The sequence below is a fragment of the Bacillus salacetis genome (genome assembly GCF_049177075.1).
In the GTDB taxonomy this organism is placed as follows: domain Bacteria; phylum Bacillota; class Bacilli; order Bacillales; family Bacillaceae_B; genus Rossellomorea; species Rossellomorea salacetis_A.
The window spans coordinates 951,226-965,451 of record NZ_CP185377.1; the positions used below are offsets into that span (position 1 = coordinate 951,226).

11 protein-coding genes are annotated in these 14,226 nt (G+C 43.5%); 4 read left to right on the forward strand and 7 right to left on the reverse strand.

All coding sequences use genetic code 11. The features are described 5' to 3' along the window. Positions 1-339: 339 nt before the first annotated feature. Together ACOJQI_RS04780 and ACOJQI_RS04785 are read right to left on the reverse strand one after the other, a co-directional pair. Positions 340-1,080 carry a hypothetical protein gene (locus ACOJQI_RS04780; protein WP_421383896.1) on the reverse strand — a complete coding sequence of 247 codons (741 nt, stop codon included), beginning with the start codon at positions 1,078-1,080 and terminating at the stop codon, positions 340-342. After that, positions 1,077-2,447 carry a hypothetical protein gene (locus ACOJQI_RS04785; RefSeq protein ID WP_421383897.1) on the reverse strand — a complete coding sequence of 457 codons (1,371 nt, stop codon included), beginning with the start codon at positions 2,445-2,447 and terminating at the stop codon, positions 1,077-1,079. Before ACOJQI_RS04785 ends, ACOJQI_RS04780 begins: the two co-directional genes overlap by 4 nt. 127 nt (positions 2,448-2,574) lie before the next feature. Between ACOJQI_RS04785 and ACOJQI_RS04790 the strand changes: the two genes are divergently transcribed. Beyond that, complete coding sequence (locus tag ACOJQI_RS04790; RefSeq protein ID WP_421383898.1) at positions 2,575-3,384, forward strand: extradiol ring-cleavage dioxygenase; 810 nt, start codon at positions 2,575-2,577, stop codon at positions 3,382-3,384. A 90-nt stretch (positions 3,385-3,474) separates the two neighbouring features. On the opposite strand, the gene ACOJQI_RS04795 is transcribed toward ACOJQI_RS04790, so the two are convergent. The 4 genes from ACOJQI_RS04795 to ACOJQI_RS04810 all read right to left on the reverse strand — a co-directional run bounded on the left by ACOJQI_RS04795 (position 3,475) and on the right by ACOJQI_RS04810 (position 7,412). Then, positions 3,475-3,978, reverse strand: coding sequence for an acyl-CoA thioesterase (locus ACOJQI_RS04795; protein WP_421383899.1), 504 nt, complete (start codon positions 3,976-3,978; stop codon positions 3,475-3,477). A gap of 189 nt (positions 3,979-4,167) precedes the next feature. Further along, a complete protein-coding gene (locus tag ACOJQI_RS04800) occupies positions 4,168-4,296 on the reverse strand; it encodes a DUF2639 domain-containing protein (RefSeq protein ID WP_421383900.1) in 129 nt (42 codons plus the stop codon). A gap of 147 nt (positions 4,297-4,443) precedes the next feature. Beyond that, positions 4,444-5,730, reverse strand: a complete 1,287-nt coding sequence (locus tag ACOJQI_RS04805) for an MDR family MFS transporter (protein WP_421383901.1) — start codon at positions 5,728-5,730, stop codon at positions 4,444-4,446. Between the two features lie 449 nt (positions 5,731-6,179). Then, positions 6,180-7,412, reverse strand: coding sequence for an aminopeptidase (locus tag ACOJQI_RS04810; protein WP_421383902.1), 1,233 nt, complete (start codon positions 7,410-7,412; stop codon positions 6,180-6,182). Between the two features lie 248 nt (positions 7,413-7,660). Here ACOJQI_RS04810 and ACOJQI_RS04815 point away from each other — a divergent pair, with 248 nt between their 5' ends. The 3 genes from ACOJQI_RS04815 to ACOJQI_RS04825 are packed head-to-tail and all read left to right on the forward strand — an operon-like array spanning position 7,661 to position 10,919. After that, positions 7,661-8,479 (forward strand): response regulator transcription factor, encoded by an 819-nt coding sequence (locus ACOJQI_RS04815; RefSeq protein WP_421383903.1) that lies wholly within the window; start codon positions 7,661-7,663, stop codon positions 8,477-8,479. Continuing rightward, positions 8,472-9,509 (forward strand): HEAT repeat domain-containing protein, encoded by a 1,038-nt coding sequence (locus ACOJQI_RS04820; protein WP_421383904.1) that lies wholly within the window; start codon positions 8,472-8,474, stop codon positions 9,507-9,509. The genes ACOJQI_RS04815 and ACOJQI_RS04820 overlap by 8 nt, the downstream gene beginning before the upstream one ends. Beyond that, positions 9,510-10,919 (forward strand): glycosyltransferase family 2 protein, encoded by a 1,410-nt coding sequence (locus ACOJQI_RS04825; RefSeq protein WP_421383905.1) that lies wholly within the window; start codon positions 9,510-9,512, stop codon positions 10,917-10,919. It abuts the gene before it with no gap. A gap of 52 nt (positions 10,920-10,971) precedes the next feature. On the opposite strand, the gene ACOJQI_RS04830 is transcribed toward ACOJQI_RS04825, so the two are convergent. Then, the gene (locus ACOJQI_RS04830) at positions 10,972-14,190 is read right to left on the reverse strand and encodes a hypothetical protein (protein WP_421383906.1); all 3,219 of its coding nucleotides are present in this window, start codon (positions 14,188-14,190) and stop codon (positions 10,972-10,974) included. Positions 14,191-14,226 lie beyond the last annotated feature (36 nt).

Sequence of the window (14,226 nt, forward strand, 5' to 3'; positions counted from 1 at the left end):
TGATTCGAATTGTTTTCATTTTTAGTAAACGATCTTTGTAAAATCAATCTTCATATACTTCATAAATTATAGGAGATTTTTGACGGTTATTGTCACGGATATATTTTCCAAAAAGTAATTGTTACAGGCTGTTACAAAAGGATTTCCACCAAGAGAGGCGGGATAATATTGTCTTATCAATATTGCTGTACAAAAAGGAATGCATGAAGGGCTGTTTGTTATTTTACCGTGTCAAGAAAACTTAAACTCCCTGTAAAGTTGTAATGTTATTTATTGGGGGTTTTTGGATGATGAAAGTAGATAATTTGAAAAACAGGCAGCCAGAAAGGATGCCTGTTTCTAGTTTGGAGGAGTATGCCTGCTTCTCCATGTAAAGGGCTGTGAATCTTCATTCAGCAGCAACTCATTTGAAAACAAGTCAGGTGTGAACGTGAACAGTCCGATGTTATTAACTGTTTCAAAGATGGAAGAGTCCCTGACTTGTAAATACTGGATGGTCTCTTTCCACTCATTTTCCGCTGGGATATTGTACTCATCCTCTGAAATAAGCAGATGATTTTCTTTTGAACAGTAGCGGTGAATAGGATGATTTGTTCTTTTACGTGCATTCAGCCTGATCAAGAGTTTCATCAAGGTGCCAGTGATGGTTGAATAACTCATGTTTTTAATCGGACTGCTTGTGAACTGATGGATACTGAAGTGTCTGTCATCAGGCAAGGCAATAGTTGATTTCACTGCAGAAGCTGAATGGAGGTCACCGGATAGAATGAAGCATTCCGCCGGACTCCAATCAGCTATTCTCATAAGGAATTCTGTAAAGCCCTTTTCATTGTACTTCCAAGCTTCCATATCAAAGTCCTGCTGGACAGAAACTCCAATGGAGCGCAGCGGTATAGATAATTTTTGTACAAAGTTTTCAATCAATGCAATTCCATATAAAGGTGTGGGTGATACCACTATCAAAGGATCGCCTTTCTGCCAGCCTGAATTACTCAATTCATTGTAGACAGCATCCCACTCTGCCTTCTTGATCAGGTTGGGGCTGTACTTGATTTCCTCGATATTTTTTCCGATTTTCAATGGCTGGGGCTATTCATATATTCTCTTTGTGTTCTTGTATCAAGGAAGACAGCAGTTGGCACAGTCGGAGCAATGAAATGCCATGCTGAATAATCCCGCAAGGCTTCCATCCAATCGGAATGTGCTGGTGAATTTGGTGTGTAATCAGAAAAGTAGTTTTGCAGAGGACGATGGAAATTCTCATAGGATTCCGGTACATTCCCCCACCCTTGGAACAGCCAGTATGAGGCAAGTCCATTGCTTATCACATGCCTTCCGAGAGGCGATTGGCCAACCTGTGTTTTCCATTGCTCCGTCAAATTCCAGTCATCGGTTATATCATGGTCATCAAAGATCATATATGTCGGGATATTGGCCATCAGCCGGCGTACGGAACCAAGGGCTTCTTCCAAGCTGGAGAGTTCTGCAGCCTGCTTTTCATAACGCTTCTTCAGCAGACGCAATTCGGCTTTATATTCTTTCTTATAGCGCTCGTGATTATGAAAAGAAAAATAGATTTGATCATTGCTTAAAGCTTCTTCAAAGGAAACGAAAAGCTTCTCATTGCGTGCTAACTGCCAAAGCTGCGGGCTCCAGGATAAAAGGTACATCGCGGCATATTCTCCAAATGACAATAAATGATTTGCGGCGTTATTCGAAGTGAAATGGCAGAAGTGTTCTGTAATGAACTGTCTTCCGTTTATTTTGTATATCGTTTCATCAAAATGCCCTTCGTTCAACCGTTTATCCACTGTTCCAAGGTCCTCTATATGCCCGATGAGTTCCCTGCTCAAATTGACCAAAAGTGGGAAAAGGGGATCCGCGACATCATCGGCATATATCTGATCTCCCATTAAAAATAATGCAGAAGGCCTGTGATCTGTATGAAAGGAAGAAGCGAGGGTATGATCCGCTTCGGATAAAACATCATAACCTTCTCCATGCAGTTTCCGGCAGGAGCCATATAGAATACGGCTGCTGCTTCCATCATTGATGAAAAAAGTTGGATAGTGCAGGTTTCCATAAACAATGGAAGAGGGGGCTTCAGGGGAAAGTAAACCAAAACTGGAAAGATCATAATGGCTTGAGTCATTTTCAAAAAATAAATTATATCCAATTAGAGTTCCTGAAGGAAAGACACTCTCTTCCGGCTCTAAGGTTACTAAGTGAATAAACAATTTGCTGCCGGCACGGATCGTTTTCTTTTTAGAAAGAGAATTAAGATTTTCATATTCAAAGGTATCATCATCCATGCCGGTATTGATTGAATAAAGTTGTCCTGTGATCTCGAAAGGCTCACTTGTAGCCAGCCATATGTTTACTTGCCGGGTATCTGCCCGCCGTAAGACAGGTCCTCCCAAGAGGAGCGGAAGCTGGATCCGTTCCACTTTATCACCCCGTTTCCTGATTCGTACTATCGTATTCCTGCTGAGATGAAGTTGTGTAAAATCAAAGGGCATTCAGGAAGTGAATGGAAAAAAGAGTATAATAGAATGAGAGAAAGGAAGTGGAAAGATGAATCCATTTGTATTTGCATGTATAGCGCCCCATGGGGGTGAAATCATTCCTGAATTAGCGGGGGAAAAGCCGGAGAGAATGAGTGCCACAAGACAAAGTATGGAAAGACTCGGCGAGATGATGAGAAAGGCAGAGCCGGAATGTTTGATTGTGCTGACTCCCCATGGCACAAGGATTGACGGCCAATTTTCTATTACAGGATCCGAATTCACGGAGGGGATTGTCGAAGAGAATGGATATACATTCAAAATGAAACGTCCGGTTCAGAGGGAAATGGCTTGCTCTATCGCCAGAGCGGCCAAAGCGAAAGGGCTGCCCGCCGGAGTATTGGGCTACGGAACCAGTGCCGGTCCTTTATCATGTCTGCAGCTGGATTGGGGAGCAATCGTCCCACTGAGATTTATGCCGGATAAGCCTGTTGTCATCATAACGCCTTCAAGGGAAATTCCTTATGAAACCCATCTGGAATTTGGCCGTGTGCTGAAAGAAGCAGTTGCCGAAAGTGGTATTAAAGCCGGGTTGATCGCAAGCTGTGACTGGTCCCATACCCACAGTGAAGAGGGACCCTATGGATACCATCAAGATGCGGAGGTTCTTGATGAAAAAGCAGCCAAACTCATCAAACAAGATAACCTGGAAGAACTTGCGGGGTTTTCCGGAGACCTTATTGAAAATGCCAAGCCGGATGGCATCTGGCAGACCCTGATATTGGCGGGTGCCATTCCGAAAGAAGACCGCAAGAGTGAGTTTTTGTCTTATGAAGCACCGACTTATTTCGGACTTATCTGTGCTGCTTACAGACAGTGAGGCAGGTGTGAAATTTTCCAGGTCTTTAACCGGTTGATTTTTTACATAAAAAAACCCGTCCTTATTGGTCTGGACGAGTTCTACTGCCTATTAATGAGTGGCAAAAAATTCAGCGAGTTCCTGGCTGTGTTTTCTTCTGGCCTTCCGGTGGGCAGCGCGATTATCCGCCGTTTCATTCAGCCATTTTTCCTCTTCCGTTTCTGGAATGACTTTGGGGACAGGGCATGGCTTGCCGTTGCCGTCCAAAGCAACAAAAGTAAGGAAAGAGATGGCGGCGACTGCCGTTTCACCTGTCAGCAGGTTCTCTGACGTTACTTTTACACATACCTCCATGGAGCTGCTGCCCGTATAAGTCACCATTGCTTCAAGGGTCACTGCATCACCGACTTTGATCGGCTTCAGGAAATCCACTGAGTCGGTCGAAGCGGTGACAACTGGATTTCGTGCCATTTTATAAGCGGAAATGGACGCAACGTCATCAATATAGGACATGAGCTGCCCGCCGAATAGCGTTCCGTGATGGTTCGTATCTGGAGGGAGCACATGGCTTGTTTTAATTGTCCTCGTATCCTTCATTCGTTTTGTTTCACTCATTTTTTATCACCTTTCAATTTTGGCTTCATTTATATAATCCACTAAATTATACAAAACAAACACGCTTGATTATTCTTATGAAAAAAATAAAGGTATTGCTGCTGTTGTGATGCATTTTGATTGAGCCAGGCTCAAAAACCTCTCCAAAATACTAAAAAGCCGGGGAGATGATCTCCCCGGCTGAATATACTATTCAGTTCTTTCAAGTAAGTTAGCTAAAACGTGCTTTTTATAGGATTCCACTTTTAATTCTCCGTAGCGGCGAACCCCTTTTTCCTTAAGTTTTTCAACGTACCAGCCTTTGCTTCCTTTATGCATTGAAATACACCCTTTCTTTGCGATTTATTGATTGGAATCAATCGGCTTATTCCGATATTAGAAATATAAAATTTCAACCGGGTCCCATTGTAACATCTATGAATCTATGACGAAAGGGATGTATTTTAATTTTTTTAAAAAATTTCATTAAGCTTCAGTATTTACAGGAATCGGCTGTTTCGCTGAGTTTTGCTTATCAATCTGCTGGAACATCACGAAGTACATTACAGCACTCAGAGCTGCCAAAAGAGCAAGCCCCATAAAGGTAATTTCGTAACCGGCCCATAAAGAAAAAGTGATGGACACCGGGGCGACCGTTTTTGCCAATGTGAACCTCAAGCTGGCAGCCGCGAAATACTGTCCGCGCATATTTTCAGGAGCCAGCTTCGAAATGAAATTCTGTTGGATCCCGACAGTCATCAGTTCCGCAAAAGTGAATATGGCCATGGAAATGATGAACATATACACCGAAGCCGTCTGCCCGAAGATAAAGATAGAAACGGCGTAGATTAATGAAGAGAGAATGAAGACATTTCTCTCTTTATATTTGGTCATCCATTTCGTGACAACTACAGTAAACAATGCCACAAGAAGGCCGTTTTCTGAGAGGATGACACCAAATATCTGTTCACCCGTCAAAGTGAAGTTCAGCAATGAAGCAGTTTCCATTGAATCCTTGATATAAACCGGGATCAGCAGATCAAGCTGCATGAAGGTCTGTCCCACCAGGACGCCAGCCAAAATGAATAGAAGGAAGGTCCTGTCCTGTGCAATTACTTTATAATCTTTAAACTGATCAGTCAACGCGTGATACCAAGCCTTAGGCTGCCCCTTGGTAACCATTTTCGCTTCGTGATTCTGAGGTGCAGTTTCCCGTGTCATTCTGGCAAGCATCAATCCAAGAACCATACAGATGATCGCTGAAGCCAGAAGCAGTTCGAAGCGGTAGTGTACATAAAAAATACTTCCTAAAATCGGTCCGATAACGACTGCAATATTAATGGAAGTGTAAAAAATAGCAAAAACATGGCTGCGGTCCTTTTCTGGAACCACATCTGCGACCATTGCCTGGCTGGCAGGCCAGTAAAACGAACCAAATACGCTCGCAAGTGTGAAGCAGACAAAGCCAAGTGCAGCCGACTCCAGCCATGGAGAGCTTGCGAAAGCGAAAATGAGGAATGCCAGCCCCTGTCCGAAAGAAGACAGCACCATCATTGTTTTCCGTCCGAACCGGTCCGCGCAATACCCGCCCATTAAGTTGGCAAACACGGCAAATATCTGTGAAGCAATAAGCAGCAATCCGGCCATCTGCTTTCCAAACGCTTCTGTAAAATAAATTGTGAGAAACGGAAAGAACATCCAGAATGTAATGTTCATCATCGCTTCCCCAAATAATCTGACTTTCAAGTTCCGATCCCAATCTCTGATTCTCATAAAAATCTCCCCGTTCCTTTTTTAACCTTTAATATCATATAGTTGAAACCAGAAAATTACAAGTGAATTTTATCCCCAGCGGGAGAGGGGGTACGCGTTATGACAAGGGGCTTTATTTAGGGAGTTCTAAAAGACATGAAGTTGGGGTGTGAGTGGTGTTCATGTACTTGGGACAGGTTCTAAAGGACATCAAGGTAATTTTTGGCGATGGTCTTGTACTTGAGAAGAGCTCTATAGGACATGAAGGTGGGGTGTGAGCGGTTTTCATGTACTTGAGACAGGTTCTAAAGGACATCAAGGTTGAATTTTGGCGATGGCCTTGTACTTGAGAAGAGCTCTATAGGACATGAAAACAGGTGTTGGATGGTCCATATGTACTTAAAGGGAAAAGAACAAACAAAAAAACCAACCCGCATACTTGCGGATTGGCCTTAACTGCATTCATTCAATTAAAACGCCCAATCACCATTGCGGAATACTGGTTCAGTGTTTCCGTCTTCAGTGATTCCGTCGATGTTCATTTCAGCTGAGCCGATCATGAAGTCGACGTGTGTGATACTGTTGTTCAGGCCGGCTTTTTCAAGCTCATCCTTGGACATTTTCTTTCCGCCTTCCACACAGAATGCATACGCGCTTCCGATGGCAAGGTGGTTTGAAGCATTCTCGTCAAACAGCGTGTTATAGAAAAGGATGTTGGACTGGGAGATTGGTGACTGGTGAGGGACTAATGCCACTTCTCCAAGGTAGTGAGAGCCTTCATCTGTGTCTACCAGGCGCTTAAGGATATCTTCGCCTTCTTCAGCCTGCACTTCAATAATGCGTCCTTCTTTGAAAGTCAATTTGAAATTGTCGATGACGTTTCCGCCGTAGCTTAAAGGCTTCGTGCTTGAAACGGTACCGTTAACACCTGTTCTCATTGGAACCGTGAAAACTTCTTCAGTCGGCATGTTAGCCATGAAGTTAACACCTTGTTCGGATACGCTTCCTGCGCCGACCCACATGTAGCCTTCAGGGAACTCGATTGTCAGGTCAGTTCCAGGAGCTGTGTAATGAAGCTTTTTGTATTTTTTGCTGTTCAGGTAATCTACTTTTTCATGAAGATTCTGGTCATGGTTCTTCCATGCTTGAACTGGATCTTCCTGGTCCGCACGGACGGCTTTGAAGATGGCATCCCAAAGCTGGTCGACCTGCTCTTCTGCAGGAACATCAGGGAAGACTTTCGCTGCCCATTTTTCAGATGGAGCTGCAAGTACTGTCCAGCTGACTTTATCCGACTGAATGTAAGAGCGGTATTTGTCCATTGCCTGGCCGGCTGCTTTCTGGAAGTTGGAAATGCGTTCAGGGTCTACGCCTTTTAAAAGGTCAGGAGAAGCGGATACCACTGACATGAACGCAGCGCCGTTTTCTGCCAAAGTTTCCATCTCTCTTGCTTTCCATTCAGGAAATTCCGTAAATGCTTCATCAGGTGCAAGATCATATTTGTAACGATTCACTGTGTCATCGTTCCAGTTTACATATACATGCTTAGCGCCTGTTTCATAGGCTTTTTTAACGACGAGCCTCACGAATTCTGCCGCATCCAGGGATGCATTGACTACCAAGGTTTGTCCTTCTTGAACATTGACTCCGACTTTTACAGCCAAGTCTGCGTATTTCTCAAGATTTTGTTTGAAATTTTCCATATGTATTCTCCTTTTGTTCAGAATCTTTCTACTTCATTTTATCAATCGAACGAGCATTTGCAAATTTTTTCAATTGAACGCCCTTGAAATTAAATTTTCTTCTGGAGCGCATGATTTATTTATATGTCAATCAAAGTAAATTATAATAGATGAATAATGGATATTTTAAAGCCAGTCGTCTTGTTTAGTTGAAAAAATGAAAACAGCCTCTTAGCATCAGCATTCTAAGAAGGAAGGGATTAATCTCTATGGAAAAGCAAATGGGTTTGGAATCACTCAAACGAAACACCGATTTCTTGAGGAAGAATAATATTGACTTCTATATATTGGACTATACATTGAAAGGGAAGTTGACAGGGGACGGTTATATCAACTTATGGAAAATAATCAAGGGTATGATGCCGTATAACTCGTTCTTTCTGGATATAAGTGAAAGTCGTGCGGCTGTCATTCTGCCCGAGAAGTCAGATGAGGAAGCTGAACGCCTTCTTAAAGTTACGAGTGAAGCAGCGGAAGAGGCAAACGATTCTGTCTCCATTCATGGAAGAGTATACAGTGATATCAATGAGAACCTCGAATTAGAGGGGGTCATTTATGAAGAACCTGTTACCACCGTTGATGATTATTTGGAAGAAGAATCTGTTATTGAAGAACAGGGGAAAAAATTGAACTTATCCATTCTGGATGATGATGAAGTCATTAGAATGTTTTTGAGCGACCAGCTCGATTCAGTGAACTGGGGAGAATGGGATGTGAATCTGGAGGTTTACAGAGAAGGGGAATCTTTCCTGAACAGCGGCAGGCTTAAGGCACCCGGCAAACATATCATTGTTCTTGACGGCATTATGCCGCGTATGGATGGAATGGAAGTTCTTAGTGAGATCCGTAAACAGTATACGGAGGGGGAAGTTTCCATCATCATGCTGACAAGCAGGAACAGGGAAAATGATATTGTGTCCGCATTTGAAGCGGGGGCGTTCGATTATGTCACAAAGCCATTTAAGATTAATGAATTGATAGCGAGAATTAAGAGGGTCGCAAAGAGGATGGAAGAGAGAGATGCTTAACGTTTCCTATTTGCAAATCATTCTGGCAATTGCCGGCGCTCTGGCTGTTTTGGCCTTAATGCTGATATACCTTCTAATCAGAAAAATAATAGAACAGCGAAGGAAGGCGCGCCTTCAATCGATGAAAGAAAAAATCAGGCCGTTATTAATGAAGGAAATGATTCATGGGGATGACGAGGGCTTAAAATTGATGAAGAAAGATCAAACCTTTATCGCAGCTGTAGAAGACATCCTTAAAAATTATGGAGTCAATATTGATTCATCGTCATTTAAAAGAAACATTCCGGAAACAGCTGAAAAGTATTTATCAGCTTATTTGATTAAAGGGCTGGACAGCAGCCGCTGGGCAGACAGGATGAATACTTTGATGGTCATAAAGGATTTTCAAATATACAGCTTTGTTCCGACTTTGTGGGAAAGATACGATAAGGCGAGAACATCTCCTCAGGAGAGAAACCTGATTTTGCAAACAGCCGCAGGTGCCGATGATCCGAAGATGCTGGTGGTACTGTTATCATCTCCACCCTATCAATCTATCTTTTTTTACAAGCAGATTATTAGAAGGGCATCTTCAGATACTTTGACTACGATGATTTCCCGGTTCAGGGAACTGCCGCCTGCGTTTCAAGTAGCGGTATTATCTTTTATAGGGGAAACAAGGGATTTATCCTTACTGCCTTTTACAGAATCTTGTCTGCAGTCAGGGGATCATGAAGTTCGGGTGAATGCAGTAAAAGCGATTCGGAATATCGGGTTCCTATCGAAGCCTCAAGCCCTTTATCCATTCGCAGCATCAGACAGCTGGGTTGAGCAGATGAGCTTTGCACAGGCTGCAGGAGAGGTCGTTCATCCCGGTTACAGGGAAATGCTGATTGAATTGCTTGCCTCATCGAACTGGTGGGTAAGGTACTATGCAGGCGAGGCATTATCAAAGTATAAAGATGGAAAAATGATTTTAGAGGATGCAGCTGCAAATCACCAAGATGCGTTTGCAAGGGACATGGCCTCTCAATGGTTAGGAAGTGTGTAGATGTTCTACTCCATCATGAGCAATATTTTTTATATGACTGGTATCTTTTTGATTGTGTATATGTTGTTTGTGTTTAGCTTCTACTTGTTTATATTCTTTGTTTCGGCTGTGGAATTAAGAAAAAAATTGGGGATTGAAACCGCACAGCATGAAGAACTTTTATATTCCTATGATACAAAGCCTGTTACGATTTTGGTGCCGGCTTACAATGAGCAGATGGGGATTGTGCAAAGTGTAAGATCCCTTCTCAGCATGAACTATCCAGAGTATGAGATTGTGGTCATAAATGACGGCTCAAAGGATAATACCCTGCAGGTGATGATCGATCAGTTTTCAATGGAGAAGATCCCCCTAGTTATTCGGAAGTCCCTGGATACAAAGGAAATAAAGGCAGTATACAGGTCAAAAGTATACAAGCATGTTTATCTTGTGGATAAAGAAAATGGCGGGAAAGCGGACGCCTTGAATGCCGGGATCAATGTTTCAAAATACCCTTACTTTTGCACACTGGATGGGGATTCTATCCTTGAAAGGGATGCTTTCCTGCAGGTCATGAAACCGATTATCGATTCTAATGGAGAAGTGATTGCTGTCGGCGGTTCTGTGCGTATCGCGAATGGTTGCAAGATCGAGCGGGGAGAAGTTGTCGAGGTAGGTCTGTCCAGCCGCCCTCTTGTCATCATGCAGGTAATTGAGTACTTAAGGGCCTTCCTCATGGGACGAATCGGCTTGAGTAAGTTTAACATTCTGCTTATTGTGTCAGGGGCTTTTGGTGTTTTTCATAAAGACTGGGTCTTAAAGGCAGGGGGGTATAATCCGAACACGGTCGGGGAGGACATGGAACTTGTCGTCCGGCTTCACAGGCTGCTAAAGGATGAGAAAAGTACCAATCGAATCGAGTATATACCCGATCCTGTCTGCTGGACGGAAGCGCCGGATTCGATCCGGGTCCTCCAGAGACAGAGGAGCCGCTGGCAGAGGGGGTTATTTGAAACCCTGTCGCTTCACAGAGGGATGCTGTTGAACCCGAGGTATAAAAGTGTAGGCTTGATTTCTCTTCCATACTTCCTGCTGATAGAGCTCCTGGGGGCTGCAGTGGAGTTTTTGGGATATGTCATCATTATAATGGGAATTACGTTTTCATTGATATCGTGGAAAATGGCCATTCTCTTGTTTTGTCTGAGCCTTTTATATGGATCGTTTTTATCAATGTGCGGAGTCCTTCTGGAGGAGTGGAGTTTAAGGAAGTATCCAAAAGTGAAGGATATTGTCAAATTGTTCTTCATGGCCTTATCAGAAACCTTCTGGTATCGTCCGATGACGACCTTTTTCCGGGTTCAAGGGCTGCTTCAGGCAAGAAATAAAAAACATTCCTGGGGCGACATGGAGAGAAAGGGCGTTTCTTCTTAATAGCCTGTAAAAAAGGAGCACTTCCTAAAACGGAAAGTGCTCCTTTTGTTGTTTATTTAGTTTTTTCATATAGCTCTTGAAGGATATAATAGGATTCTTTGAGTCTTTCTTCATATTGCGGAAGGTCCCATTTCTCCCATTTATATTCTTTCATTGAATTTCCTTTTGCCGGCAGCCTATCAGAAGGATTGAAGTTGTTGACTTCAAGGTTCCCGTCAGTGTTTTTAATGCCGCTGCCTGAAAGGACTGCAATCCGAATTCCCTCCGTTGCTGCGGAAGCCTTCATGCCGTCTTTCCAAAGGTCACCGATGATTTCTTTTTGGCCGGGATCCCGGAAGTTCAGCATGAGCCAAGGGATGCGGACCTCCACGACTCCTTCTTCTTCATTAACATAGAAGTCTGCAAGAGAATCATATTCAGGGGTGTCCGGGCTGCCAATTCCATATCTCAACTCTCCTGTTTCATAGTACTTGAACGGCAGGGTTTCACCTGTATTTGGAATGGTGAGCGGCTTATTCAATGCCAGTCTTATAGGACTGAATATTCCTGAATTCTGTTTTCCATGATAAGGCTGCTTCTCCAGGAAAGGAAGCTGCTCACTGTATTGATAATAGAATGGATCATAGTAACTGTCTGCCACAAGGCGTGAATTTTCTTTTCCATTAAGGTGAAGGACAAAATCAATTCCAGTAAACTCAGATCCCTCAGCTGAAAGAGTGTTCCCACCTTCTTTTCCGTTGTCCAAAAGGAAAAGTATATCTTTTTTCTCCCATTCCTTGACAACAGATTCAGACATCTTCAAGTTCAAATACAGATAGCGCTCATCATGGTCAACTTTCAAACTTTGGAGTTCGGATTGTTTTCCGGCAGCCGGGTCATAAAGTGCTTTTGTATTTGACCAGTCGGCTGTGTCTCCATCCAGCTTTATTTTGTGTCTGTCAAAGCTTAACAGACCAAATTGCTGTTCATTTGTCTGGGCGTTTGACCAGTAAGGCCTTCTATCAGGATTATCAAGCTCAAGTGTATTCCAAGTCCGCTTGAACCATTCATCCTGCCAGGTAAAGACAAGTCCTCCCAGCATTCCTTCCTGAAGAATATCTTCATACAAGGAAGCATTCATTTCTCCCTGCTCCTCTTCATTATGAAAACCTTGGTTCCAGCCGAAGGGATTCTCATGGGTCATACCCCTTGAAGCAGGTACACCGAACTCAGCAATCAAGATCGGCAGGCGGTGCGCTTGATGAAGATCGTTTAAATATCCAGCATAGCTGTTTTTGTTCCCCCGATGATCGGTATAGTTAAGGTACTTTTCCTCCAGGTTCAGGAAATCCGGATAATACGGATAAACATGGTAAGAGGCAAACTGCCCGGCTGTTTGGTCTTTTAAATAAATTACATTCGGATTCACACTAACCAGGTCTTCCTGCTCAAGTGGTTCGGCCGGATGTTCCAGCAAATCGGTCGTCACCCAGTTGGTGAAGGATACCGGGCGGGTCGTTCCGTAATGTTCTTCATCATAAGACAGTATGGTATCCATCATGCTTGCAAGCCAGTTTTCAAATGGCGCAGCGCCTTTTGTATAGGTGAATTTCCCGTCATATTCACCTTTAGAGGCATGGACTTTATTAGTGTTTTCAACCATATAAGGATACCACTCAATACCCAGTATCCACCCGATTACATAATCTGAAACATCTGCAGAGTAAACCCCGCCTGCATGTCCCGGCCTTTCAGAAACATTTGCGTTTCCATGAACCACATCGACGATTCGTTTCATTTCTTCTGTAAAAGGATCGGTGTTTTCAGGCGAAAAGGCATCCAGTGTTTCTTCAAGCGGTGCTTCATCAATCCAGACACCGTGGAAGAGATAGAGCGGATCTTCTTTATGCTCATCATTAAATTGCTTTAAGGCCTGATAGAAACCTGGCGGGTGCAGTGTATACACTCTTATGGCATTAGCATTCATCTCATGGATCATCTCAAACCAGCGGTAATATTCATCACGGGTAATGGCTGTCTCGCCCGGGAAGTAGCCCGGTTTAGCAATTCCCATATTGACGCCCTTGATCGTAAGAGGTTCCCACTTGCCGTCTTTCATGATCTGGTATTGATCGTCTTTCACTAAAGCCGGCATGGTTTCCGGCTTTTCGGTTTGACTTGTCCCTGTCTCTTCCTTATGCCCGGCGTCACTCAAGATGGCTTTCATCATCGGTACATAAGCCTTCCAGTAAAAGGTCTGAGGCCTGTCCTTCTTGTCAAATGCAAACATCTTCTGGATGGAATCAAGCCCGATGTATTGGTGGATGGAAGGTGTGCTTCCGGTATCGACAAAATCGCCGGCAAAGTAATAGCGCTTGGACTGATCTTGCTGCAGCAGGGTCACTGCAGGAAAGGACTCAGGAATTGCATGTTCGTTCAATAATTCCTTCCCTTCCTGAGTCAGATCCATTTGATAGTCTCCCAAAACCTCAGCAGACGTGCTTTGAATAATATCAAACCAATAACCGTAGGCAGGGGAATCCTTTATTCCGAATAGGTCCCGGCCTTTTTCACTGTATTCGATCCATAGCCCTTTTCCTTTAAAATGTTCCTTCTCTTCGAGAATGAAGAGACTGCCATCTTCATGGGAGAAAACGAATCCAGGACCGGAAAAAGTCCAGGCGGAGAATTGGGATTGGTATGAGTCAATGATCCAATTAGGGATCTCCGGACTTTCATTGGGATCAAGCTCATTAAAGTATCTCCCTGTCCATCCCGACCACTCAATGCCAAGGAGGTCATACATAGCTTTCTTGGCTTTTTCTTCAGTTGGGCTCGCCAGGGTGTTGAATTCAGTTATAAGAGTTGACCCCTTTTCTTTTAGTGCTTTATCTATCTGGTAAACTTCATCCTGAGTCAGACCGCCATATATAGGGTCATTGCCTCGCTCAGAGTTTTCTGCCTGGTCAGGATAAACTCCATAGGTATCAGCAATATAGATGAGGTCTGGATTTACAGAAGATAGATCCAATTCTTTGATTTTTTTATCTTTTGCGCCTTCTGGATGCCATCCTGCATAATCAGTCAGCTTGTAGGAATTGCTGTCTTCAGGATCGACAATTTTCCAATGGTTAAGCAGCCAGGTCAGGCCGCTGTGTTCTCTGTAGTCGTCTTCAGGAACAGTTTTATCCAGTATGACGACGCTTAGAGGGGTTTCTGTTTTGAACAGCCATAGAAAGTAGGGGATAGCAGGGATGAGCAGCAACAGAAACCAAAGATATTTTTTATTCATTTCATCACCCAATGTTTAGTAGTTTATGAATTGATT

Excerpts from the sequence above, each read along its gene's own strand:
- ACOJQI_RS04805 (WP_421383901.1), bottom strand. The coding sequence starts at position 5,730 with ATGAGAATCAGAGATTGGGATCGGAACTTGAAAGTCAGATTATTTGGG.
- ACOJQI_RS04795 (WP_421383899.1), bottom strand. The coding sequence starts at position 3,978 with ATGAGTGAAACAAAACGAATGAAGGATACGAGGACAATTAAAACAAGC.
- ACOJQI_RS04800 (WP_421383900.1), bottom strand. The coding sequence starts at position 4,296 with ATGCATAAAGGAAGCAAAGGCTGGTACGTTGAAAAACTTAAGGAAAAA.
- ACOJQI_RS04830 (WP_421383906.1), bottom strand. The coding sequence starts at position 14,190 with ATGAATAAAAAATATCTTTGGTTTCTGTTGCTGCTCATCCCTGCTATC.
- ACOJQI_RS04825 (WP_421383905.1), top strand. The coding sequence starts at position 9,510 with ATGTTCTACTCCATCATGAGCAATATTTTTTATATGACTGGTATCTTT.
- ACOJQI_RS04815 (WP_421383903.1), top strand. The coding sequence starts at position 7,661 with ATGGAAAAGCAAATGGGTTTGGAATCACTCAAACGAAACACCGATTTC.
- ACOJQI_RS04820 (WP_421383904.1), top strand. The coding sequence starts at position 8,472 with ATGCTTAACGTTTCCTATTTGCAAATCATTCTGGCAATTGCCGGCGCT.
- ACOJQI_RS04810 (WP_421383902.1), bottom strand. The coding sequence starts at position 7,412 with ATGGAAAATTTCAAACAAAATCTTGAGAAATACGCAGACTTGGCTGTA.
- ACOJQI_RS04790 (WP_421383898.1), top strand. The coding sequence starts at position 2,575 with ATGAATCCATTTGTATTTGCATGTATAGCGCCCCATGGGGGTGAAATC.